The sequence below is a fragment of the Pseudomonas sp. GQ91 genome (assembly GCF_059758795.1).
The window spans coordinates 1-24,718 of record NZ_JCAXED010000011.1 but is presented as its reverse complement, the minus strand read 5'-3'; the positions used below and the strand labels follow the sequence as shown (position 1 = coordinate 24,718).

The following is a 24,718-nucleotide window of genomic DNA, read 5'->3' as shown; positions in this document are numbered from 1 at the left end:
CTGCGGGCCGCCACGGCTGCACGGCCCCGATTTACCAGATATAATCCCGCCCTTTGCTGCGCATGTCGGGCTTTTTCAAGGTCCCGGGCCAAGGCGCGGCGCAGCAGTGACGTGATCGCCGAGACATCCCAATGCCCATGTACGACTATCAATGTGCTTCCTGTGGTCATCAGTTGGAAGCCATTCAAAAGATCAGCGACGCGCCGTTGGTCGATTGCCCTGCTTGCCGGGCACCCGAGTTGAAGAAGATGTTGTCGATGCCGGGCTTTCGCTTGAGCGGTTCCGGCTGGTACGAGACCGACTTCAAGACCGGCACGAAGAAGAATCTGGCGGGCGGCGACAAAGCCGACTGAATTGAACACTACGCGTGAGCGCTTGCATTCTCCGCCGCCTGGCTTAAGGTGCGGTGATCGAGCAGGACCTCCACCGAATTTCGAATTACGAGAAGTGAAACCACTACCATGATGCGCAGCCACTATTGCGGCCAACTGAACGAGACCCTGGAAGGTCAGGAAATCACCCTTTGCGGATGGGTTCACCGTCGCCGCGACCACGGCGGGGTGATCTTCCTCGATATCCGTGATCGCGATGGGCTGGCCCAGGTGGTATTCGACCCGGATCGCGCCGAGAGCTTCGCCGCCGCCGATCGCGTGCGCAGCGAATACGTCGTGAAAATCACCGGTAAGGTCCGCCTGCGTCCGGCCGGTGCCGTCAACGCCAATATGGCCTCGGGCGCGATCGAAGTGCTGGGTTACGACCTTGAAGTACTGAACGAGTCGGAAACCCCGCCGTTCCCATTGAACGAATTTTCCGACGTCGGCGAAGAAACGCGCCTGCGTTACCGCTTCCTCGACCTGCGTCGTCCGGAAATGGCCGAGAAGCTGCGTCTGCGTTCGCGCATGACCACCAGCATCCGCCGCTTCCTCGACGAGAATGGTTTCCTCGACGTCGAGACACCGATCCTGACTCGCGCCACGCCGGAAGGCGCTCGCGACTACCTGGTGCCGAGCCGTACCCACGCCGGTAGTTTCTTCGCCTTGCCGCAATCGCCGCAGTTGTTCAAGCAGTTGTTGATGGTGGCCGGTTTCGACCGTTACTACCAGATCGCCAAGTGCTTCCGTGATGAAGACCTGCGTGCCGATCGTCAGCCGGAATTCACCCAGATCGACATCGAGACCAGCTTCCTCGATGAAACCGAGATCATGGGCCTTACCGAGCAGATGATTCGCAACCTGTTCAAGGAAGTGCTGGGCCTGGAGTTCGGTGATTTCCCGCACATGACGTTCGAAGAGGCCATGCGCCGCTACGGTTCCGACAAGCCGGACCTGCGTAACCCGCTGGAACTGGTGGACGTGGCCGATCAGCTGAAAGAAGTCGACTTCAAGGTGTTCAGCGGCCCGGCCAACGACCCGAAATGCCGTATCGCCGCCCTGCGCGTACCGGGTGGCGCCAGCATGCCGCGCAAGCAGATTGACGACTACACCAAGTTCGTCGGCATCTACGGCGCCAAGGGCCTGGCGTACATCAAGGTCAACGAGCGCGCCAATGGTGTTGAAGGTCTGCAATCGCCGATCGTCAAGAACATTCCGCTGGACAACCTGAACGCGATCCTCGATCGCGTTGGCGCGGTCGATGGCGACATCGTGTTCTTCGGCGCCGACAAGGCCAAGATCGTCAGCGAAGCCCTCGGCGCGCTGCGGATCAAGCTGGGTCACGACCTCAACCTGCTGACCTGCGAATGGGCACCGATGTGGGTCGTCGATTTCCCGATGTTCGAAGAGAACGACGACGGCAGCTTCTCTGCCTTGCACCACCCGTTCACCGCGCCGAAGTGCTCGCCGCAGGAACTGGAAGCCAACCCGGCGGGCGCGTTGTCCCGCGCCTACGACATGGTGCTGAACGGCACCGAGTTGGGTGGCGGTTCGATCCGTATTCACCGCAAGGAAATGCAGCAAGCGGTATTCCGTCTGCTGGGCATCAACGAGGCGGAACAGGAAGAGAAATTCGGCTTCCTGCTCGATGCGCTGAAATACGGCGCGCCACCCCACGGTGGTCTGGCCTTCGGCCTTGACCGTCTGGTGATGCTGATGACAGGCGCCCAGTCGATCCGTGAAGTGATTGCCTTCCCGAAAACCCAGAGTGCTGCCGACGTGATGACGCAGGCTCCGGGTGTGGTGGATGCCAAGGCCCTGCGCGAATTGCATATCCGTCTGCGCGAGGCGCCGAAGGCTGAGTAAGGCCGCCGTGTGAAAGCGCGATAAGGTTTTACGCAGTCAAAAAAGGCGCATCTTCGGATGCGCCTTTGCGTTAAAGAGCTAAATCCCGTCTGGGGCGGGATCGATCAAGGTTTCTAGAGAATTTCGGAGTTGTGTTATGGCTGGCCATTCCAAGTGGGCGAACATCAAGCACCGCAAAGAGCGTCAGGATGCCAAGAAAGGCAAGATATTCACCAAGTGGATTCGCGAGCTGACCGTTGCGGCCCGTCAAGGCGGCGCTGACCCGGGTTCCAACCCGCGTCTGCGGCTGGCGCTGGACAAGGCCCTTGGCGCAAACATGAGCCGGGACATTATCGACCGCGCGGTTGCGCGGGGGGCCGGCGCGGCCGACACCGATGATATGGTCGAGCTGAGCTATGAGGGTTACGGTCCGGGCGGCGTGGCGGTGATGGTCGAGTGCATGACCGACAACCGCAACCGTACCGCCGCTGCCGTTCGCCATGCGTTCAGCAAGTGTGGCGGTAATCTGGGGACTGATGGTTCGGTGGCTTATCTGTTCGAGCGCAAGGGGCAGATTTCCTTTGCGCCGGAGGTGGACGAGGATGCGCTGATGGAAGCTGCGATGGAGGCGGACGCCGACGACGTGGTGACCAACGAAGATGGCTCCATTGATGTGTTCACCTCGTTCGCCGGTTTCTATGCGGTGCGCAATGCCCTGGAAGCTGCGGGTTTCAAAGGCACTGACGCGGAAATCGTCATGCTGCCGACCACCAGTGCCGAGCTTGACCTGGAAGGCGCGCAGAAAGTGCTCAAGTTGCTGGATATGCTGGAAGACCTGGATGACGTGCAGAACGTGTATTCCAATGCTGATATCCCGGAAGACGTGGCTGCACAACTAGGCTGAACCCCCATCTCCACTGTAGGAGCGAGCTTGCTCGCGAAGAACTTGAGAGCGACGCTGGGTGTCAGAATTCCTGCGTTATCGAGGGCGATTTTCGCGAGCAAGCTCGCTCCTACAGTGGATTGGTGTCGCTGCTGACGCCTCATTTCTATAAAACCGCAGGCGTTATGACTTTAATCCTAGGTATCGACCCCGGCTCGCGCATCACCGGCTTTGGCGTAGTCCAGCAGACCCCGCGCGGCTGTATCTACGTGGCCTCGGGCTGTATCCGCACCGGTTCCGGCGAGTTGGCCGGGCGCTTGCAGATTGTCTATCGCGGGGTGCGTGAAGTGATTCAGACCTACGGCCCGGTGACCATGGGCATTGAAAAAGTGTTCATGGCTAAAAATGCCGACTCGGCGTTGAAGTTGGGTCAGGCCCGGGGCGCCGCCATCGTTGCTGGCGCAGAGGAGGGCATGGAAATCGCCGAATACACGGCGACCCAGGTCAAGCAAGCCGTGGTCGGCACCGGCGCGGCCAATAAGGAGCAGGTGCAGATGATGGTTATGCACATGCTCAAACTCACCGCCAAACCGCAAATCGATGCCTCCGATGCCCTGGCAATCGCGATTTGCCACGCGCATACCCGTTCCAGCCTCTTGCCGCACGGCTTGGGCACCGCACGCAGTCGTGGCGGTCGGCTGCGTCTCTGATAGCATCAGCGCAATTATTCTGCGCAGGTCGTATGAAAGGCCGCTGTGATCGGCTGTCATCCCGCGTAACTACCGGTCAGGCCTTGATCTGACCCGAGCTTTAAGGATCTGAACGTGATTGGACGCTTGCGCGGCACCTTGGCTGAAAAACAGCCGCCGCACCTGATTCTGGATGTAAATGGGCTGGGGTATGAGCTTGAAGTGCCCATGACCACCCTTTACCGCCTGCCGTCGGTCGGTGAACCGCTGACCTTGCACACCCATCTGGTAGTGCGCGAAGACGCGCAATTGCTCTATGGTTTCATTGGCAAGCGTGACCGGGACTTTTTTCGTGAGCTGATTCGCCTGAATGGCGTCGGACCGAAGCTGGCGCTGGCATTGATGTCGAGCCTGGAAGTCGATGAGCTGGTGCGCGCCGTGTCGGCCCAGGACACCTCCGCGTTGACCAAGGTGCCGGGAGTCGGCAAGAAAACCGCCGAGCGCCTGTTGGTGGAGCTCAAAGACCGTTTCAAGGCCTGGGAAGTCGTGCCGAGCATGTTCGCGCTGGTACCGAATCAACCGGACGGAGCACGCGAGCAAATTGCCAGCGCCGAAACCGACGCCGTCAGCGCATTGATCTCTCTGGGCTACAAGCCGCAGGAAGCAAGCAAGGCGGTGTCCGCCATCAAGGACAAGAACCTGAGCAGCGAAGACATGATCCGCCGCGCCCTGAAGGGAATGATTTAAGTGATTGAAGCCGATCGTCTGATTGCGGCCACTGGCCCGCGCGACCGTGAAGAGGTCCAGGACCGGGCCATTCGCCCCCTCAGCCTGGCCGAATACATCGGCCAGCCGACCGTGCGCGAGCAGATGGAGCTGTTTATCCAGGCGGCGCGCGGACGTAGCGAGTCCCTGGATCACACGCTGATCTTCGGCCCGCCGGGGCTGGGCAAGACCACGCTGGCCAACATCATCGCCCAGGAAATGGGCGTATCGATCAAGAGCACTTCAGGGCCGGTGCTGGAGCGGCCGGGAGACCTGGCTGCGCTGTTGACCAATCTTGAACCCCATGACGTGCTGTTCATCGACGAAATCCACCGCCTTTCACCCATCGTCGAAGAAGTCTTGTACCCGGCCATGGAAGATTTCCAGCTGGACATCATGATCGGCGAAGGGCCGGCTGCGCGCTCGATCAAACTCGATCTGCCGCCGTTCACCCTGGTTGGCGCCACCACCCGTGCCGGAATGCTGACCAATCCGTTGCGAGACCGTTTCGGCATTGTGCAACGTCTAGAGTTCTATAGCACCGCCGACCTGGCGACGATTGTCGGTCGTTCGGCGGGGATTCTCGGTTTGCCGCTGGACCCGGAGGGCGCCTTCGAGATTGCACGGCGAGCCCGGGGCACGCCACGGATCGCCAACCGCTTGCTGCGCCGCGTGCGCGATTTCGCCGAAGTGCGCGCCAAGGGGCATATCACCAAGGCCGTGGCGGACCTGGCGCTGAACCTGCTGGACGTCGACGAGCACGGTTTTGACCACCAGGACCGGCGCCTGCTGTTGACCATGATCGAGAAGTTCGACGGTGGTCCGGTGGGCGTGGACAGCCTGGCCGCGGCGATCAGCGAGGAACGCCATACCATCGAGGATGTGCTGGAACCCTACCTGATCCAGCAGGGCTACATCATGCGTACACCGCGAGGGCGTGTGGTCACCCGTCATGCGTACCTGCACTTCGGGTTAAACATTCCGTCACGATTGGGCGAGATGCCTGTGGTAGACGAATTCCTCGATGCAGTGGACGATTAAAAAGGCGTGGCGAGACGATTTATTCGACGTTTGTGCTGTCCTAGTGGCTGGCGTCGTCATTCTTTCGTTAAAAATGTTTTAGAGAATGAAAAAACAGTTGCCTGGCCGGATTGGCAACCTGAGGAGTAAGCACTAGAGTATGCGCGCGCAAAATGGGGATCAGTCGTTCGTACATCGCTGTCGCGTTTATTACGAAGACACCGATGCTGGCGGCATCGTTTATTACGTCAATTACCTGAAGTTCATGGAGCGGGCTCGAACCGAGCGGCTACGGGAGCTGGGCTTTGCCCAGTCCGCGCTGGCGGGTGAGGACCTGTTATTCGTCGTGCATTCCAGCGAGGCCCGTTATCACGCGCCGGCGCGGTTGGACGATGAATTGCTGGTCAGTGCAGAAGTAATCGAATTGAACCGTGTCAGCCTGCGCTTCAAACAGCAGGTCAGGCGGGCTACGGATGCAACGCTGCTCTGTGAGGGGCAGTTCCTGGTGGCTTGTGTGCGCACCAACAGTTTGAAACCCAGGGCCATTCCCGAAACTCTACGTGCGGCCTTTGCCAACGTGAGCGGCGCGGGTAAACAATCAGAGCAGGAGATTTAGCGTGGAACCTACCGTCGTCGACCATACCTCCATGTGGAGCCTGGTCAGCAATGCCAGTGTCGTGGTTCAACTGGTAATGCTGACCCTGGTAGCCGCATCGGTTACCTCATGGGTCATGATTTTTCAGCGCAGCAACCTGCTGCGCGCCGGTCGACGTGCCTTGGAGAGCTTCGAGGAGCGCTTCTGGTCAGGTATCGATCTGTCCAAGCTGTATCGTCAGGCCGGCAGTAACCCTGACCCGGATTCGGGCGTCGAGCAGATCTTCCGTGCTGGCTTCAAGGAGTTCTCCCGTCTGCGTCAGCAGCCGGGTGTCGATCCTGAAGCGGTCATGGAAGGTGTGGCTCGTGCGATGCGCGTTGCGATTTCCCGTGAAGAAGAAAAGCTGGAGCAGAGCCTGCCCTTTCTTGCCACTGTAGGTTCGGTCAGCCCGTATATCGGCCTGTTCGGCACCGTGTGGGGGATCATGAACTCCTTCCGTGGCCTGGCCCAGGCTCAGCAGGCAACGCTGGCGACCGTGGCTCCGGGCATTGCCGAAGCCTTGATCGCTACCGCCATCGGCTTGTTCGCTGCCATCCCCGCGGTAATCGCCTACAACCGTTTTGCCGCGCGCGGCGAAAACCTGATCGGCCGTTACTACACCTTCGCCGATGAGTTCCAGGCGATCCTGCACCGTAAAGTGCATACCAGCGAAGAATAAGCAGGTAATTCCCGATGGCTTTAATCACTCGAGCTCGAACCAAGCGCAAGCCGGTCGCCGAGATGAACGTCGTGCCCTACATCGACGTGATGCTGGTGCTGCTGGTCATCTTCATGGTGACCGCGCCCATGCTTAACCAAGGCGTGAAGGTTGATTTGCCCAAGGTTTCCAGTGAAGCCTTGCCGCAGGACAACAACACCCAGGTGCTGACCATTTCGATCAAGTCCGACAAGACCTATTACTGGAACCTTGGCAGCGAAGTCGATACGCAGAAGCAACAGGACAAGGCCATGACCTTGCCGCAAATGACCGATGCCGTGACGAAGATCATTCGCGCCGGCAACGAAGGCGGCAAACAGACTCAGGTCTTCATCCGCGGTGACAAGTCTGTCGACTATGGCTCTGTGATGGGCGCCATGGGCGGACTGCAGCAGGCCGGGGTCGGTAATGTTGGCTTGATTACCGAGGCGCCCTGATGCAGCAACAGCGAGAGCCGTCCGCCTCGGAAAGCTACTTCTGGCCTAGTGTCTGGGCAATTGCCCTGCACGTTCTGGTGTTCGGCATGCTGTTCGTCAGCTTTGCCATGACACCGGAGCTGCCGCCCTCCAAGCCGATTGTGCAGGCGACCCTGTATCAGCTGAAATCGAAAAGCCAGGCGACCACCCAGACCAATCAGAAGATTGCGGGTGAGGCCAAGAAGACGGCTGCGCGTCAGACTGAAGTCGAGCAGATGGAACAGAAAAAGGTCGAGCAGGAAGCTGTGAAGGCGGCTGCGGAACAAAAGAAAGAAGAGGCGGCTCAAAAGGCCGAGGAATCGAAAAAGGCTGACGAGGCAAAGAAAGCCGATGAGGCTAAAAAAGCTGATGAAGCCAAGAAATCCGAGAAAGCTGCCGAAGCCAAAAAGGCCGAAGAGAAAAAACTGGCTGATATAGCCAAGAAAAAATCCGAGGAAGAGGCCAAGAAGGCGGCTGAAGAAGAGGCCAAGAAAAAGGCCGCTGAAGAAGCCAAGAAAAAAATCGTCGAAGACGCGAAGAAGAAAGCCGCGCAGGACGCCAAGAAAAAAGCTGAAGCTGACGAGGCGAAGAAGAAAGTCGCCGATGCCGCGAAGAAGAAAGCTGCCGCCGATGCCTCCAAGAAGAAGGCTCAGGAAGCGGCACGTAAATCCGCCGAAGATAAAAAGGCCCAGGCCTTGGCTGATTTGCTATCCGACACGACGGAGCGTCAACAGGCCTTGGCCGATGAGCAGGGCGACGAGGTCGCGGGCAGTTTCGATGATCTGATTCGGGCTCGGGCGGCAGAAGGCTGGACACGTCCACCTTCGGCGCGCAAAGGCATGACAGTAGTGCTGCAGATCGGCATGTTGCCGGACGGCACGGTGACCACGGTCAACGTGTCCAAGTCCAGCGGTGATGGTTCGTTCGACAGTTCCGCGGTTGCAGCGGTCAAGAATATTGGCCGGTTGACCGAGATGCAGGGAATGAAACCGAGTGACTTCGCTCCCTATCGTTCATTCAAGATGACATTCACACCTGAGGATCTAGCCTTGTGAGAAACCTTCTTCGAGGAATGCTTGTCGTTATTTGCTGTATGGCAGGCATAGCGACGGCCGATGAAAAGAACATTCTGGTGACCAGTGGTAGTGATCGGGCGACTCCGATTGCGGTAGTACCGTTTGGTTGGCAGGGCGGCAGCGTGCTGCCGGAGGACATGGCGCAGATCATCGGTAACGACCTGCGCAACTCGGGTTATTACGCGCCAATCCCGAAACAGAACATGATCAGCCAACCGACCCAGGGCAGCGAAGTTATCTACCGTGACTGGAAAGCCCTGGGCGCCCAGTACTTGATGGTAGGCAGCATTGTTCCAGCCGGTGGACGCCTGCAGGTGCAATACGCTCTGTTCAACGTGGCCACCGAACAGCAAGTGCTGACGGGTAGTGTTTCGGGAAGTGTCGACCAACTCCGAGACATGGCGCACTACATTGCCGACCAATCGTTTGAAAAGCTGGTCGGTATCAAGGGCGCGTTCTCTACCCGTCTGCTGTATGTGACCGCCGAGCGTTTTTCGGTCAATAACACGCGCTACACCTTGCAGCGTTCGGACTACGACGGTGCCCGCGCCGTGACCCTGTTGCAATCGCGCGAGCCTATCCTGTCGCCGCGTTTTGCACCGGATGGCAAGCGTATTGCCTATGTGTCGTTTGAACAGAAGCGTCCGCGTATCTTCGTTCAACACATCGATACCGGCCGTCGCGAGCAGATCACCAACTTCGAAGGCCTGAACGGCGCGCCTGCCTGGTCGCCGGATGGCAATCGCCTGGCATTCGTGCTGTCCAAGGACGGTAACCCGGATATCTATGTGATGAACCTCGGTTCGCGCCAGATCACCCGTGTCACTTCCGGCCCCGGCATTAATACCGAACCGTTCTGGGGCAAGGATGGCTCGACCATCTATTTCACCTCCGACCGTGGCGGCAAGCCGCAGATCTATAAGAGCAGTGTCAGCGGTGGTGGTGCAGAGCGTGTGACCTTTATTGGTAACTACAACGCCAATCCGAAGCTTTCGGCCGATGAAAAGACCCTGGTCATGATCCATCGCCAGGAAGGGTTCACTAATTTCAAGGTGGCGGCCCAGGATTTGCAGCGTGGTAGTGTAAAGATCCTTACAGACAGCACTCTTGATGAGTCGCCTACTGTTGCGCCCAACGGCACCATGGTAATCTACGCCACCCGCCAGCAGGGCCGGGGAGTCTTGATGCTCGTGTCCATTAACGGACGCGTAAGGCTCCCGCTTCCTACCGCACAAGGCGAAGTCAGAGAACCGTCCTGGTCCCCTTACCTGAACTGACGCGGCGCTACACGATTTACTTAACACACTGGGGTTCATTAGGAGTTTCACGATGGAAATGCTGAAGTTTGGTAAGTTTGCTGCTCTGGCTCTGGCTCTGTCCGTAGCCGTTGGTTGCTCGTCTAAAGGCGGCGACAATGCCGGTGAAGGCGCAGCTGTTGATCCAAACGCTGGTTACGGCGCTAACACTGGTGCAGTTGACGGCTCCCTGAGCGAAGAAGCGGCTCTGCGCGCTATCACCACTTTTTACTTCGAATACGACAGTTCGGACCTGAAGCCAGAGGCCATGCGCGCTCTGGACGTTCACGCCAAGGACCTGAAAGCAAACGGCGCTCGCGTTGTTCTGGAAGGTAACACCGACGAACGTGGTACTCGTGAGTACAACATGGCACTGGGCGAGCGTCGTGCGAAAGCCGTTCAGCGCTACCTGGTACTGCAAGGCGTTTCCCCAGCTCAGCTGGAACTGGTTTCCTACGGTGAAGAGCGTCCAGTTGCTACCGGCAACGACGAGCAATCCTGGGCTCAAAACCGTCGCGTCGAACTGCGTAAGTAATTCGTCATGCGAACGTGCCGTCGTGTTGTAACCGTATTGGCTCTCAGCCTCATACCGTTTGCGGTGTGGGCTGAGGTACCCGTGGAAGATAGCAACTCTGGCTATAACAATAGTGGGAGCAGCTATCCGCCAGCAGGTTATGGCACGAACGGCGCCTATGCCGGGGGAGGGGTTTCGACCCCTGTCTCGGCACAGGGCGAGCTGTTCAACCAACTGCAGCGCATGCAGGATCAATTGGCGCAGCAGCAAGGTGCGATTGAAGTTCTGCAAAACGAAGTGAATCGCCTGAAGCAAGAAGGCCTGGAGCGTTACCAGGATCTTGATCGGCGTATAGGAACCGGCGTTACACCTGCCGCCACTCCTGAGAATTCCCCTGCCGATGGTGCCGCAAGCGGCGCCGTCGGTGGTGCTGCCGCAGGTGCCAGCCAGGCGCCTGCCGCCAGCAGTGAACCGGCTGATCCGGCCAAGGAAAAGCTGTATTACGACGCAGCCTTCGACTTGATCAAAGCCAAGGATTTTGACAAGGCCAGCAAGGCGTTCACCGCTTTCCTGGGCCGTTACCCGAACAGCCAGTACGCCGGCAACGCCCAGTACTGGTTGGGTGAAGTCAACCTGGCCAAGGGCGATCTGCAAGGCGCGGGCCAGGCGTTTGCCAAGGTCAGCCAGCTTTACCCCAAGCATTCCAAGGTGCCTGACTCGTTGTACAAGCTGGCTGATGTAGAGCGCCGCCTGGGTCATACCGACAAGGTCAAAGGCATTCTGCAGCAAGTGGTGGCCCAATACCCGGGCACATCCGCCGCCCAGTTGGCCCAGCGGGACCTGCAGCGCTTGTAAGCGTGGTTATCGCGTTTGGAAGAAACCCGCGCTTGTCGCGGGTTTTTTCGTTAGAATCCACGCCCTTTTATGAAATACGCTTTTTGGGGTTCACGCTTTGCCGGGATCCCTTGAAGTGCCTGACGGAGGCGGACAGCCTGTTTAGCTGTTACGCCCGTGGCGACTATGCAAGACACATTACGCATCACCGAAGTTTTTTACTCGTTACAGGGTGAAACGCGCACCGCCGGCTTGCCCACGGTATTTGTGCGCCTCACCGGTTGCCCATTGCGTTGCCAGTACTGTGACAGCGCCTACGCCTTCAGTGGTGGCTCTGTGCGCAGCCTTGACGACATTCTGCAGCAGGTTGCCAGTTATCGCCCGCGCTACGTCTGTGTGACAGGCGGCGAGCCCTTGGCCCAGCCGAATGCCATTGCGTTGCTCAAGCAATTGTGTGACGCCGGTTATGAGGTGTCCCTGGAGACCAGCGGCGCCCTGGACATTTCAGCGGTTGATCCGCGGGTCAGTCGGGTGGTCGACCTCAAGACGCCAGGCTCCAAGGAAGTCAATCGCAACCGCTACGAGAACATCGACCTGCTGACGGCCAACGACCAGGTCAAGTTCGTCATCTGCTCGCGTGAGGACTATGACTGGGCCAGCTCCAAGCTGATCCAGTACGGCCTGGACCGGCGCGCAGGTGAAGTATTGTTCTCCCCAAGCCATCATGACTTGAACGCTCGCGACCTTGCTGATTGGGTGGTTGCGGACAACCTGCCGGTGCGCCTGCAATTGCAGCTGCATAAATACCTTTGGAACGACGAGCCGGGACGCTGAAATGACTGAGCAAACGATCGAACAAAAACGCGCCGTGATCCTGTTGTCCGGCGGTCTCGACTCCGCAACCGTCGTCGCGATGGCGCGTGCGGAGGGCTACAGCTGTTACACCATGAGTTTCGATTATGGCCAGCGTTCTCGCGCCGAGCTGGATGCCGCCGCCCGCGTCGCCCGCGACCTGGGTGTGGTCGAGCACAAGGTCATTGGCCTGAACCTCAACGGTATCGGCGGCTCAGCCTTGACCGACAGTACCATCGACGTGCCTGAGTCGCCCACCGAGGGCATTCCGGTTACCTACGTACCGGCCCGCAACACCGTGTTCCTGTCCCTGGCGCTGGGTTGGGCAGAAGTTCTCAACGCCCGTGACATCTTCATCGGCGTCAACGCCGTGGATTACTCGGGTTATCCGGACTGCCGTCCCGAATTTGTCGAGTCCTTCGAGCGCATGGCTAACCTGGCGACTAGAGCCGGCGTGGAAGGAGAGGGTTTTCGCATCCTGGCGCCGCTTCAGAGTCTGAGCAAGGCCGATATCGTCAAGGCGGGTGTCGGGCTGGGTGTCGATTACTCGCTGACCGTGTCCTGCTACCAAGCCGACAAGGATGGCCGTGCTTGCGGGAAATGCGACAGCTGCCGACTGCGTGCGGAAGGCTTCCAGGCGGCCGGAATTGCGGACCCTACGCGTTATTTCTGATTTATTTAAAATAAGGTGTTGAATAATCCTTAGAAATCAGTATTATACGCGCCACCACACAGCGGGTCGTTAGCTCAGTTGGTAGAGCAGTTGGCTTTTAACCAATTGGTCGTAGGTTCGAATCCCACACGACCCACCATTTTTAGCGGTTTAGAAAATCCGGAAGGCCCACGCAAGTGAGGATTTCCGGGTTTTTTTTTGCCTTAAATTCCATGGGGCGAACCCGGCGGGTGGGTGAAGCAATCACCAATGCACAGACCTGCAGCTGTCTGGATCGAACATCGGTTTCGCGTCGACGTGATATCAGTATGAAGCGGCGGAATTGGATGGTAAGGGTCTAAAGCGTTTGTCAATTTGAGAGCCATCAACATTAAATGTTGTTATCGATGCCTTGGAAGGCTGTTGTTGACCTTGTGCATGCGGGTGGTATGGAGTATTCGGTGTAGTGGTCGGTGAGCGAGTCTGGGGCGCTAGCATTTCGGGTTTGCTTGGTGGCTGTAAGATGGATCTGATAGGTGGTGGAGTATTGTCTGGGTTGGTATATGGAAACGTGCAATTTTTTCCACGTGGCCACTTGGGTAAGCTATACCAGCGCTCCCGAAATCAAGCGCGGTTAATCTCCCGGCTAATTAGGCTTGTCTACGTCCCCAGTTTATTTTTCTAGGTGATTATTCGTCGGACCTTTATGGTCTCGTGGAGGGGTGGGATTTAAGTGCAGCATCCTCTGGCTTGAAGTACTAGAGCTTCGGATTGCGATTCAGGCAATTGCGAACAGCAAGCATCGATTTTTTAGGAAAAGCTGAACATGGGAAGCATTGTTATTGTTGATGATCATCCCCTGATCCGTTTGGCGGTCAGGATGATGCTGGAGAAAGAAGGTCATACGATCATGGCCGAGGTAGATAATGGCTCGGATGCATTGGAGATCGTGCGCAAGCGTCTGCCCGATTTGATCATTCTCGATCTCAGTATTCCCAACATGGATGGCTTCGCGGTAATTTCCCACCTCAAATCCATCGGTCTGGCGGTGAAAGTCCTGGTCCTGACTTCAGGAGACTCGCGTAATTTCGCCATGCGTTGCCTGCAGGCAGGAGCGGCCGGATTCATCTGCAAGGACGATAATCTGGATGAACTGGTGGGAGCGGTCAAGGCGGTGCTGTCGGGGTACTCCTATTTTCCTGAGGACACCATTTTCATGCTGCGGGAAAACGTTCAGGCGGCGAATCAGGAAAGCGTCCTGATTGCACTGCTTTCGGATCGTGAAATTACCGTTTTGAAGTTGCTTGCCCAAGGGTTGGGTAATCAGGAGATTGCCGATACTCTGGTAATAAGCCACAAAACCGTGAGTACTTATAAAGTTCGCTTGCAGAGAAAGCTCAACGCACCAAACCTAGTGGCCCTGGTTGAGCTGGCTAAGCGCAACGGCGTTGCGTGATCGTAGTCAAGTTCGACTCTCCTTCTTGATCGACAGCGATCAGATAATTGTGCGTGAGCTTTGCGATAAATCCCTGGGGGTGCGGATAAACTGCTGACATTCGGCGCGGTAACATTTGGATAAGCTGGGGCATCTCCTTTTCCATGGCTCGGTCTGATGTCGATCAACGTCACTACCCCTCCTAAATTCATCTTGTATAGCCAATCCCCTGGAATGTTGTTGCAGTACTGGGCTACGCTGAATGCCCTTGGAATTTACAGCGTAACGCCGTGTTCTTCCTGGGCAGTCCTTATGCAGTATTCACCTTCAGCCGATCGCCATGATTTGTTGTTGTACGACCATTTGGGCGTCGAGGAGTGTCTGAGCGAAGTGTTACTGCGCTTGTCTCAACGAAACTTGGCTCGGCGGATCATTGTGCTGACTGATATCGACTCCATCCCCTGTACCCGATTGTTGATCTGGGGAGTTTCCCAGGGAATTGCGCTGCTTGATGTCATTAATCCGCCGGTGAACAGCAGCACCTTGCTCGGTTCGCTGGAAAAATGGAACGCCGCTTGCACCGGTGAAGCAATGCCATCGGCGATTCGACTCAACTTACCGATGTCCCTGTGATACGAATTGTCTTGGGTTTTTTTTCGGGTTCTCGTGCGGTACAGCCTCGTGCGTTCGCCGAGTTCTGATTCAACTGCACAAAAGGCCGGAACAGACGAAACTGGTCGTCCTGAGAGATTCCGCTACCCTCGACGAGCAGCGTAAGTGCAACACTGAACGGCTCAACCAATTCGCCGCCCACTGTGATTTTTACGAAGCTATCGTGGGTGAGCTTGATAGTGTTGCTGATGACTGGACCCAGATGGACCTGTGAGATGCGGGGTGGGTGTTTTCAGGGAAAGATGTTCACGCGCTAACCCCGCTTGTTGCGCTTAGCGTCAAGGCAATACTGGAAAAAGTGCGTTCCAGACATTGGTCGCGCCAAGCCATAGCCTTGGCCAATGGAACAGCCCATTCTGAGCAATTGTTCCCGTTGTTCCGACGTCTCCACGCCTTCCACTACGAATGAAAGTCCTAGGGAGTCGGTCAGTCTGACCGCGCTTTCGATGATGGCGCGGCGATCAGGGCGTGTCTCAAGTTCGCGTACAAAGGAACTGTCCAGTTTGAGTTGACTGAAAGGAAGGTCGCACAGTCGTTGCAGTGATGAATAACCACTGCCGAAATCGTCCATTGCCAGGCCGCATCCCATCAATCGCAGGCGTATCAGGTTTTCCAGGCTGTTGGCCGTAGCATTGACCAAGCCTGTTTCGGTGATCTCGAAAAGTAAGCCGTGGGCGGGGAGTCTGAGTCTCTTCAAGGCTCTTTCAACCTGATCTACAAAGGTAGTGGAGCCCAGTTGTGTGGCGTGCAAGTTGAACGCTAACTCAACGGGCGGGAGGAACGGCGACAGGGTTCTCTGGAGCATCAGTCCCTTTTCCAGCAGTCGCGCGAGCAGTTTGTCAATGAGGTGATGGGTTTCGAGGGTAGGCAGAAAGTAGGTGGGTGAGAGAACCCCCAGTCGCGGATGGTTCCAGCGAGCCAAGACTTCCGCGCCGTTAAGCTCGCCGCCGTTCAGCATTATTTTGGGTTGATAGTAAGGTTCGAATTCATCGTCATCGAATGCCCGCTGAATATCCGCAATGGAAGGTGGAGTATTCAATTCAGGCGGCACGAACTTGTCACTGCCAACACGAAAAGTATCAAGGACAATTTTTATCTGCTCGCTATCGTTAATTTGTTCCAGAGTCCCGAGCACTTGCATGTCAAGGCAAGTGATCATCGAGTGCGCTGCGCTGCGCAATGAGGCGTCCATTTGACCAGAGATCAAAATGGCTTGAGCCAGGTGAGCTTTGCTGACCTCGCGCAGGAAGGTCAAGCCATCCCTGCCTGCCGTGCGTAGATTACAGATCGCGATATCGACCCCGCCGCGGCGATGAAGTATTTCGAGTGCTTCTTGGCCTGTTGAGGCTTGATGTACGGGGCCATGTTCGAGCGGTTGTAGAAGCGCGACGATACGCTGTCTTTCACAGGGCTGTGCGTCGAGTATAAGAAAGCTGAGGGGTTGCATGATGGATCAACCGGAAAATAAGCGATGGACGTACCTTGAAGGAAAAGTTCCTTAGTGACGATCAGTGCTTTCTATGAGGTCGCTAGGATTTATCCGATAGGCGCTTAGAATTTATCGCCAAGCCCGCTAATCTCCTTATGCTGGGCTACTTCAGGCTATAGACGACTGCCTGATGGGGAGAACACAGCACGCAGCTTGGCGGCGGACAGCCGTGCGGCTAGCCCGGTTACCTAGTCGTCACAGGTTTAGCTGATAATTTGAATTGGTCCGCCTATGAAATCCACTCGTTCCAATCTGAGCAAACTGTCCAGGTCATCGCTGCGTTTTAACTATATTTTGCTGTCTTTATTTCTTTTGACGGTTTTCTTTTTTGGTGCCAGTTATTGGGCCATCTACAAGGTGCTGGCAACGCAACGAATCAAGGCTAACTACCATTATTTCAGACTGATCGGTGCGATTCACGAGCACGAGCTTTTTCTGCTGCAGGTCGTCCGATCGACCTCCATGCCTTATCAGCCGGGTGTTGAGGCCATGCCGTCAACCATCACTAAAGAAGAATCCAATCAGATGACGCTCTACGACGTGGCAGGGTGGGGAGGGGCGTCAGCGTTTTCTTTGGTGCTACCCGACTCCATGTCTAAAGATGCCGATCACCTGCCCGCGACTGGGCAGTTGACATTGGGCATGATGCTGTCGAACTTTCATCATGGTTTCTGGGCCGACTCAATTTATTCTGCGCCAGAGATGTTCTTGCTGGATCTGGACAGTCAGTTTGGAATTGCTATCCCTGCCATCGAGCGACGGGCTGGACGCGGCGAAACGGCCCGTAACGGTCTTCTACAGGTTGTTGAAAAGGTCAGTCATGTCGTGCATGACAATCCGCCGGATCCCAACGCCCATCGCGTCTATTGGCGTCCAAGTGAAGCGTTTCTGGGAAGGCATAGCCAAGAAATGCTCGCTTATGTTTCAGATAGGGTGCCCGATCAATCCATGAGCACGACCAGCAGGCTTCCCCGAGTCGTTGCTGCCACACTTTTTGAGTTGAATAGCATCTACGATCACAGTCCGTCGCGGCAGATCCCGGTTTTCGATTCGCTGGATCTGATTTCTCCGAATGGGGTGGTCTTGCTGGGCTCTGGTAGTTTCAAATCTGACCATGAAGACGGTATCTATCTTACTTTGAAGGGCGTGTTGATCAAGCGCAGTTCCGGATTCGAGAACAGCTGGCATGTCATTTATCACGTGGGTTATCGGCAACTTTTTCAGGAAGCCAAGTGGCAGCTGTTCAACGTGGCGCTATTGCTCATTACCTGCTTGGGTTTGGGCTGGTTGTTGTTGCGGTGGCAGCGGAAAAATATCTCCCGACCCGCCGATCAATATTATGGTTCTCTGGTCAGTCGTGATGAGTTCAGTCAGGGCATTATCCAGGCAACTCCTGTGGCCCTGTGTGTGATCAAGGAAAGTGGTCGGCAACTGGTCATGCAAAATTCATTAGCTTTGGAATGGCTCGGCGAGCAGGACGATCTGGCGCAACTGACGCGCGACTGGCACATGTTCGAGGAGGGTAATCCGGTGTATGGGGAAACCTGCGCCGTTATTGGTTCGCTCTGTTTGCATGCGCGGTTTGCGCCGACGACCTATCAAGGCGCACCCGCATCGCTGTGTGCGTTCATTGATATAACAGCCCATAAAGAGGCCGAATTCGAGCTGCAGGTATCCCGAAACAGAGCGAACGCTGCTAATGATAAAAAAAGCCGCTTTCTAGCCATCATGAGCCATGAGATCAGAACGCCCTTGTATGGTGTCGTGGGGACCCTGGAGTTGCTGGAGTTGACGAACCTTAGTCAACAACAGCATAGCTACCTACGTACGATCAAGGGCTCCTCCAACATTCTGCTGCAACTGATCAGCGATATCCTTGATATCTCGAAGATAGAAGCCGGAGAAATGTCGCTGGATACTGGGCACTTTGCTCCGCTGGATGTGGTGGAGGAGGCGGTGCGCAACTATTCAGCAGTCGCCCATGGCAAGGGATTGCTCCTGTACAGCTGCGTCGATACGGATACGCCAGGGGGTGTCCTGGGCGATGGCATGCGGGTTCGCCAGATCATTAATAACCTGCTGAGCAACGCCATCAAGTTCACCAAGGCAGGCAGGGTAACGCTTTACTTGAACGTGCTTGGGCGCGAAGAAGGGCGCGTACGCCTGCAGTGGCAGATCGTAGATACGGGCGTCGGCGTTTCCAGAGAGCAGCAAGTCAATTTGTTCGAGCCGTTCTTTCAGGCCAATAACCAACAGCATGGTTCGAACGGTGCCGGACTCGGCTTGTCCATTTGTTCCCAGCTCAGCCAAATGATGCAGGGGACTCTGGAAGTGGTGAGTGCTCCGGGGTTGGGCAGCAGTTTCACTTTTGAAGTGGAGCTGCAGGAAGTGGAAAGCAGTGTGCGGCTTCCAGAGGTGGTCCAGGCCGGGAACGTAAAAATCCATGTCCGTTCTCCGGCTGCCGAACTCACCAACGATATTTGCCAATGGCTTGAGATGTCGATGGGCAACGTCGTCGCGTGGGACGAACGGGCACAAGAACCGTCGGACCGGGCAGCGCTGCTGCTGGAGTTATTGCCAGACTCGTTGCCTGCGGTGGTTTGGCGGGGCCCTCGAATCGTGGCCGGATACGATGCCAGTGTTCAACCACTGCTGAGCGAGCACCGGTGGCGGGTCAATGTGCATAGCCGCCTGGGTGTGACCCGTGCCGTGATGCTGGCGTTGGGTTGGCCGGTGGCATTGACCGCCGCCTCGGGTTCGGAGCGTCCCGAGGCGGCGCTCGGGTTGAGGGTATTGTTAGCGGAGGATCACCCGGTCAATCAGGTACTGCTCACCGAGCAACTGGAACAGCTCGGCTGTTCGGTTACGCTGGTCGGCAACGGGTTGGAGGCTTTGGAATGCCTGAAACATACCGAGTTCGATGTGGTGCTGACGGATGTGAACATGCCGGTAATGGACGGCTACGAATTTGCCGAGCGATTGAGACTGAACAACAGTCTACTGCCGATCATCGCTGTGTCTGCAAATGCATTACAGGAAGAGGGTGATCGCTGCATCGCGGCAGGAATGAATGCCTGGCTGACGAAACCCATCGTTCTGCACACTCTTCACAACTGCTTGAGGAAAGTGACAGGCGAAAAAGCGGTCAAGATAATCAGCACTCGGTTTCGGAGCAACCCCCTTCCACAAGGCTATGCGGAAGAATTTTCCAGGTTGCCGGAGCGGGTTCGTACACTGTTTTTCAGTTCCATGGCAGAAGACCTCGATGCTATTCACGCGGCCATGGAGTGTAAAGATATCGACGAAATCCGCCGTTTGCTGCATCGCATTCGCGGAGCGCTGTCTGTAGCTGGAATACCCAGCCTGATAGCAGCCAGTCGTGAGGTAGAAGTTGCTTTGGCACAAGAAGGGGTAACTGTTTCATCTGTATCTGGTTTGAAACCTTTACTCGAGCGCTTCCAAGCACTTCTGAACCAGCTTGTGGATAGCAATAGTTTTCGCGCCCCCTGAACACCCAATGCATCATGCAGATGCGCCAGCGCGCGCTGTTACATAAAGGGCAGCCGTTTGACGCGCAACACAAAACGTTGGGACGCATACCTTTCGTTTAACCTGGGTCGGTTTGAATATATAAGTGTACAAGGTTGTTTTGCGATACCTGGAACTTTAAATGCTGGAAATTTATAATATGGACACTGAAAAAAATTATGCTGAAGCCTGTAAGAAAACAGATTTTCAAATCTTTATTAGTCGCCCCATTTTTGTTCAACTTATTGCCCATGGCCCGCGCTGAAGGCTCCCTAGGCAAGCCGGTTATTACAGACTCTGCCTGGATGGTGCTGGCTAGCCCCTTTATCTGGGCTCCATCAATGAAAGGCCAAGCCTCGTTAGGAGGAGTGAATACAAAAGTCGATGTGCCGTTCTCAGAGATTTTAAATAACCTGAGCTCTGTCTTCATGGGCAATTTGGAGGTCACCAATCGCACTCTCGGCTTCTATGTGGATGGCGTCTATGCCAGTACGAGCCAGTCTGAGAGAGTGTTTGGCCAGAAAGTAGGACTGTCCATTACCCAGAGTACCCTTGCCGCTGGTATGTATTACCGTGTTTATGAGCAGACGCTGGGAGGCACTACGATTTTCGGTGAGCCTCGCAACTGGCACATCGAACCCACGATGGGGGCTCGCTGGACAAAGCTTTCGACAACATTGGATGTCAACTCCGTTGGCCTCAGAGTCAAGAAAAATACACAATGGACTGATCCATTCATAGGTGTGCGGATGCAATCCGACCTGACAGATCGTTGGACCCTTTCCGGCGAGGCGGACGTGGGTGGGTTCGATACGGCTTCTAAAAAAACGTTCAATGCCCAAGGTTATCTGGGTTATCGGATATACTTATTTGAACACCCGGCTATTTTACGCGCCGGTTACCGAGTGTTGTCCCAGGACTATCGAACCACCAGCTTCACTGGTAATAAGTTGAAGTACGATGTTACCCAACGAGGCCCTGTGCTGGGTCTTTCCATGCGTTTCTAATAGTTATTCTAAGGATCACCACAATGAAGATACGTAAACCAAAGCTGAGATCTCTCACGAACATTTTTGCGTTGACGATGACGGGGTTCATGTTGTCTCTGCCTGTCGCGCACGCTTGCACCCGATTAGTCTATCTTGGTGACAATCAAGATGTTATTACTGCGCGATCAATGGACTGGAAAATCGATGTGGCGACGAACCTGTGGGTTTTCCCTCGTGGTATGGAGCGCAGCGGAGAAGTAGGACCGAATTCGATCAAGTGGGTATCGAAGTATGGCAGTGTCATAGCCTCGGGTTATGACATAGCGACGACTGACGGTGTCAACGAAGCGGGGTTGGCGGCCAACCTCCTGTGGTTGGTTGAGTCAGAATATCCAGCGCCCAATAGTAATAAGCCTGGCTTAACTATTGCCGCGTGGGCTCAATATGTTCTGGATAATTACGGTACCGTGGCCGAAGCCGTTGATGCGTTGAAGAATGAGCCTTTTACCCTGATCACCTCTATGGTGCCTGGGGATAGTCGTTTAGCAACCCTCCACCTGTCTATATCCGATGCCTCAGGGGACAGTGCGATTATCGAATACATCAAAGGCAAACAAGTCATTCACCATGATAGGAGTTTTCAGGTGATGACCAACTCTCCGACATTCAACGAACAGTTGGCGCTAAATGCATACTGGAAAGCGATTGGTGGGATGGTCATGTTACCTGGGACTAACCGCGCCGCTGATCGTTTTGCCAGAGCATCATTTTATGTCAACGCGATTCCGAAGTCCGAGAACCCCAAAGTGGCCTTGGCCAGTGTCTTCAGCGTTATCAGAAACGTTTCCGTACCTTATGGTATCTCGACACCAGGCGAGCCAAATATCTCATCCACCCGTTGGCGGTCAGTTGTCGACCACAAACGGAAACTGTATTTTTTCGAGTCTGCGCTGACACCGAATACATTCTGGGTTGATTTGAAAAAAATAGATTTTTCCAGCAGTGTCGGCAATATTAAAAAGTTGGACTTGGGAGTGGATCAATCTAATACGTTTTCTGGAGAGGTATCGAGCGAGTTCAAGGTGATGCCAGCTTTCAAATTCGAAGGGCTGCATTAAGCAGTTTATCGTATGTTGCCTGAGCCCTCATACGCTGGTTCGCACCGACGAAGGCTTCTAAGTCGTAACCTTTGTCGGTCAGGCCGGCCGCGGATGTGAAGTCCTCAATCGGTGCAATGGCTCGTTCATATTCCGAAGCTTACCCTGCCAGTTAACAGCAAGCGCAGCGAGTTATCGAGGGTTTAAGCGGCCGCTCCGCTTTTAAGAATCGCTAGAGGGCGGAGTCGCGGGCGGTCTCGAATACACGACAGGTTGTTTGGCTCGACCTGTCCGTAACGGCCGTCGATCACTAAAATTGTTTGTTTGCGGCACACTGCACCACTCACGATCTTTGAGTCGTAGCGAAAATTGCTCTCGATTTTAATCTGGGAGAGTCAATTAAGTTCGTCTGTGGGATGTGTACGTGTGCGGCGTAGGATTTATCTGATGTGTCGGTGAGAATGGTCTGCTTTTTCGAGCTGCGGATATAGGGTTTAATCTCTTTCATGGAAACAAGAGCTTACGCTAACGCACTTTATTTCTTGAGTGGAAGTACCAGTGCACGGATAAAGTCAGCCAGATGATATTGGTCTTGGGGTTTAACGATGTACCTGTCTTTGCGATCAGTGAGAGGCGAACCATAAATCTCACCCTCTAAGGAGTGGGCTTTATGTTTGTCGTCGCCTCTCTGGTGAGCAGTTCCGCAATGGCAAGGCTTCATCGTCATTTACCGGCTGTGCGTGTGGTAACCGCTCAAGCTGCATGACGTAGCCACGAAGTCTCTGAACTCACACAATCAACAGATTTACAGCGAGCGCGGGCGGCCCTGACGATTTGATCGTGCAGGCTTGCCCATCGGCGCTACGCTGTATATTTGTACCCCCGAGTAGGGCGTTTTTGTCGTGAGCAGGTCGGTTTGCAATGGATGCAGCTTTTGAGTGCCAACGCCGTCAGCACAATCATCTTTGGTTGCGAGCGCGTGTAAAGGCCGAGCAAAACTTAACTGATATGGCGCCTTGAGTAACCTCCGTAGAGGGGGGGCGTCCTGCGAGGGGAAAATGATTCCAAGCAAGAAAACAACGCAAACGCTCTCCAACTCCTCCGGTTTTGATAGCCGCAGCCTTTTTCAGCACGGAGAGTCTTTCTTTCGACGTACGGCGTTACTGTGCATCAGCTTGCAGCTGTTTGTTATGGCCAGCGCGGTGGCGACGCCGCTGTTGACTTCAGAGGGTGCAAGGGTCGGGACTGTGTCCGAGACGCAGCTTTACACCTTAAAAGCGGGCGAGTCGGTGTCGTCGATTGCCAAAAAATACGGCTTGACGCTGGCTGAACTGAAAAAACTCAACGCACTCCCTACCTTTAATAAGCCGTTCTCTGAGTTAACGGCCGGCGATAAACTGCTGGTGCCAGCGAAGGTCGCGGTTAAATCAAAAACCGACCCTGAAAAGGCTGAGGGAGCCCATGTCGGCGCCGTCAAGCAGTTGGGCGGGATTGCTGCCTCGGACAACGCGGGCCGTGACGCAGCATCGATGGCCAAAGGGGCTGCGGTGGGTGCTGTGAATCAGGAGACGCAGGCCTGGTTGAACCAATTTGGCACCGCTCGCGCGCAAATCAATGTGGATGACAAGGGTAATCTGAACGGCAGTGCCGTGGATATCCTGGTGCCCCTTGTGGATACCAAACCCACGCTGTTGTTCTCCCAAGTGGGCGGGCGCAACCAGGACAGCCGCAATACGCTGAACCTTGGCGCGGGCGTGCGTCATTACATGACGGAACAGTGGCTGCTGGGTGTGAACGCTTTTTACGACGTGGACATGACGAACCATAACCGTCGCTTGGGCGTCGGTGCAGAAGCTTTTCATGACAACCTGAAACTGGGCGCCAATTCGTACACGCGGCTGTCCGACTGGCGTCAATCGCGAGACTTTGCCAATTACAATGAGCGTCCGGCCAATGGCTTTGATATTCGAGCCCAGGCTTATCTGCCGTCTTACCCTCAGTTGGGGGGCAAGTTGATGTACGAGAAGTACTACGGTAAAAACGTGGCGCTATTTGGCAAAAATGATCGCCAGAAGGCTCCTCGGGCAATGACAGCCGGTTTAGAGCATACGCCGTTCCCTCTGATGAGCTGGGGTATTGATCATAAGTCTGGGGGCCACAAGCACAATGATACCCAGATTAAACTGGGTTTTACTTATCGTATCGGCGAATCACTGTCCAAACAGGTTAACCCATCAGCCGTGTCGGAAATGCGCTCGGTGGCGGGCAGTCGCCTGGATTTGGTGGAGCGTAATAACAACATCGTTCTGGATTACCAAAAGCAAGTATTGTTGAGCATGAGCTTGCCGACCAAAGCCGGTGTGGGGAGCAGTGCCGATACGCTGGTCGCCAGTTTGACCAGTAAGTACCCGTTGGCCGCCATCGAGTGGGATACTTCGGCCTTGGTAGCCGCTGGCGGTTCGGCGACACCTGATCCGAGCAACAAGCTGGCCCTCAACTTCACCTACCCGCCTGCGGTCAACACTTACCAGGTCAGTGCGCTCGCCAGGGATGTGCATGGCAATAGCACGGCCCGTATCAACACCTCGATCGTCACCAGTGTCAGTGGTGTGAGTGTGGCGCACGTGGTCGACAAGAACGGTGCTGCGGCCAATGGCACTGACACCAATCAAGTCACCATCACGATGCAGGATGGTAGCGGTGCGCCGCTGCAAGGCGAGGTCGTCACCTTCAGTGCACCGGCAGGAACGGTGCTGACCGCCGTCGGCTCGCGCGCTAATGCACGCAGTGCGGGCGACGTCACACTCGACGAAACAACCAACGCGCAGGGCAAAGTCTCGGTTCAGTTGACGCATGTCCATGCGGGGGATATTGCCCTGCACGTCAGCTACGGCGCCGGCGCGGG

Annotated in this window: 22 protein-coding genes and 1 tRNA gene; 22 read left to right on the top strand and 1 reads right to left on the bottom strand. The window is 55.7% G+C overall.

Going from position 1 to position 24,718, the window contains the following annotated elements; all coding sequences use genetic code 11:
- The first annotated feature begins 131 nt into the window (after positions 1-131).
- The 18 genes from AC6CIA_RS17340 (at position 132) to AC6CIA_RS17255 (ending at position 14,671) form a co-directional block, all read left to right on the top strand.
- The gene (locus AC6CIA_RS17340; RefSeq protein WP_084380396.1) at positions 132-353 is read left to right on the top strand and encodes an FmdB family zinc ribbon protein; all 222 of its coding nucleotides are present in this window, start codon (positions 132-134) and stop codon (positions 351-353) included.
- A gap of 108 nt (positions 354-461) precedes the next feature.
- Complete coding sequence (gene aspS, locus AC6CIA_RS17335; protein WP_339530708.1) at positions 462-2,237, top strand: aspartate--tRNA ligase; 1,776 nt, start codon at positions 462-464, stop codon at positions 2,235-2,237.
- A gap of 136 nt (positions 2,238-2,373) precedes the next feature.
- Entirely contained in the window at positions 2,374-3,120 is a 747-nt protein-coding gene (locus AC6CIA_RS17330; RefSeq protein WP_339530710.1) for a YebC/PmpR family DNA-binding transcriptional regulator, read from the top strand.
- Between the two features lie 164 nt (positions 3,121-3,284).
- Positions 3,285-3,809 carry a crossover junction endodeoxyribonuclease RuvC gene (ruvC, locus tag AC6CIA_RS17325; protein ID WP_498313704.1) on the top strand — a complete coding sequence of 175 codons (525 nt, stop codon included), beginning with the start codon at positions 3,285-3,287 and terminating at the stop codon, positions 3,807-3,809.
- Positions 3,810-3,923: 114 nt separating this feature from the next.
- Positions 3,924-4,535: a Holliday junction branch migration protein RuvA gene (ruvA, locus tag AC6CIA_RS17320; protein WP_498313702.1), complete on the top strand. Its 612-nt coding sequence runs from the start codon at positions 3,924-3,926 to the stop codon at positions 4,533-4,535.
- Entirely contained in the window at positions 4,536-5,594 is a 1,059-nt protein-coding gene (gene ruvB, locus AC6CIA_RS17315) for a Holliday junction branch migration DNA helicase RuvB (RefSeq protein WP_084380388.1), read from the top strand. It begins immediately after the preceding gene.
- A gap of 139 nt (positions 5,595-5,733) precedes the next feature.
- Positions 5,734-6,189: a tol-pal system-associated acyl-CoA thioesterase gene (ybgC, locus tag AC6CIA_RS17310; protein WP_084380386.1), complete on the top strand. Its 456-nt coding sequence runs from the start codon at positions 5,734-5,736 to the stop codon at positions 6,187-6,189.
- 1 nt (position 6,190) lies between these two features.
- Complete coding sequence (gene tolQ, locus AC6CIA_RS17305) at positions 6,191-6,886, top strand: protein TolQ (RefSeq protein ID WP_084380384.1); 696 nt, start codon at positions 6,191-6,193, stop codon at positions 6,884-6,886.
- Positions 6,887-6,909: 23 nt separating this feature from the next.
- Positions 6,910-7,362 carry a protein TolR gene (tolR, locus tag AC6CIA_RS17300; protein WP_165447497.1) on the top strand — a complete coding sequence of 151 codons (453 nt, stop codon included), beginning with the start codon at positions 6,910-6,912 and terminating at the stop codon, positions 7,360-7,362.
- Positions 7,362-8,435, top strand: coding sequence for a cell envelope integrity protein TolA (gene tolA / locus AC6CIA_RS17295; protein ID WP_498313700.1), 1,074 nt, complete (start codon positions 7,362-7,364; stop codon positions 8,433-8,435). Before tolR ends, tolA begins: the two co-directional genes overlap by 1 nt.
- Before the next feature lie 17 nt (positions 8,436-8,452).
- The gene (tolB, locus tag AC6CIA_RS17290) at positions 8,453-9,733 is read left to right on the top strand and encodes a Tol-Pal system beta propeller repeat protein TolB (protein ID WP_498313698.1); all 1,281 of its coding nucleotides are present in this window, start codon (positions 8,453-8,455) and stop codon (positions 9,731-9,733) included.
- A gap of 52 nt (positions 9,734-9,785) precedes the next feature.
- Positions 9,786-10,286: a peptidoglycan-associated lipoprotein Pal gene (pal, locus tag AC6CIA_RS17285; protein ID WP_028621922.1), complete on the top strand. Its 501-nt coding sequence runs from the start codon at positions 9,786-9,788 to the stop codon at positions 10,284-10,286.
- 6 nt (positions 10,287-10,292) lie between these two features.
- A complete protein-coding gene (gene ybgF, locus AC6CIA_RS17280; RefSeq protein WP_498313696.1) occupies positions 10,293-11,120 on the top strand; it encodes a tol-pal system protein YbgF in 828 nt (275 codons plus the stop codon).
- A 165-nt stretch (positions 11,121-11,285) separates the two neighbouring features.
- Positions 11,286-11,933, top strand: coding sequence for a 7-carboxy-7-deazaguanine synthase QueE (gene queE, locus AC6CIA_RS17275; RefSeq protein WP_498313694.1), 648 nt, complete (start codon positions 11,286-11,288; stop codon positions 11,931-11,933).
- 16 nt (positions 11,934-11,949) lie between these two features.
- Positions 11,950-12,624 carry a 7-cyano-7-deazaguanine synthase QueC gene (gene queC / locus AC6CIA_RS17270; protein WP_498313939.1) on the top strand — a complete coding sequence of 225 codons (675 nt, stop codon included), beginning with the start codon at positions 11,950-11,952 and terminating at the stop codon, positions 12,622-12,624.
- A gap of 63 nt (positions 12,625-12,687) precedes the next feature.
- Positions 12,688-12,763: transfer RNA gene (locus AC6CIA_RS17265), tRNA-Lys, on the top strand.
- 666 nt (positions 12,764-13,429) lie between these two features.
- A complete protein-coding gene (locus AC6CIA_RS17260; RefSeq protein ID WP_498313692.1) occupies positions 13,430-14,059 on the top strand; it encodes a response regulator in 630 nt (209 codons plus the stop codon).
- Positions 14,060-14,215: 156 nt separating this feature from the next.
- Positions 14,216-14,671, top strand: coding sequence for a hypothetical protein (locus AC6CIA_RS17255; RefSeq protein ID WP_498313690.1), 456 nt, complete (start codon positions 14,216-14,218; stop codon positions 14,669-14,671).
- A gap of 292 nt (positions 14,672-14,963) precedes the next feature.
- Here AC6CIA_RS17255 and AC6CIA_RS17250 read toward each other — a convergent pair whose 3' ends face one another.
- The gene (locus AC6CIA_RS17250) at positions 14,964-16,157 is read right to left on the bottom strand and encodes an EAL domain-containing response regulator (protein WP_498313688.1); all 1,194 of its coding nucleotides are present in this window, start codon (positions 16,155-16,157) and stop codon (positions 14,964-14,966) included.
- 273 nt (positions 16,158-16,430) lie between these two features.
- Here AC6CIA_RS17250 and AC6CIA_RS17245 point away from each other — a divergent pair, with 273 nt between their 5' ends.
- From AC6CIA_RS17245 to AC6CIA_RS17230, 4 genes are all read left to right on the top strand, one after another.
- Entirely contained in the window at positions 16,431-19,709 is a 3,279-nt protein-coding gene (locus AC6CIA_RS17245) for a hybrid sensor histidine kinase/response regulator (protein WP_498313686.1), read from the top strand.
- Positions 19,710-19,906: 197 nt separating this feature from the next.
- Positions 19,907-20,734, top strand: coding sequence for a hypothetical protein (locus AC6CIA_RS17240; protein ID WP_498313684.1), 828 nt, complete (start codon positions 19,907-19,909; stop codon positions 20,732-20,734).
- Positions 20,735-20,811: 77 nt separating this feature from the next.
- A complete protein-coding gene (locus AC6CIA_RS17235) occupies positions 20,812-21,834 on the top strand; it encodes a linear amide C-N hydrolase (protein ID WP_498313937.1) in 1,023 nt (340 codons plus the stop codon).
- A 1,037-nt stretch (positions 21,835-22,871) separates the two neighbouring features.
- The coding region (locus AC6CIA_RS17230) for an inverse autotransporter beta domain-containing protein (protein WP_498313682.1) at positions 22,872-24,718 on the top strand (1,847 nt) is incomplete at its 3' end.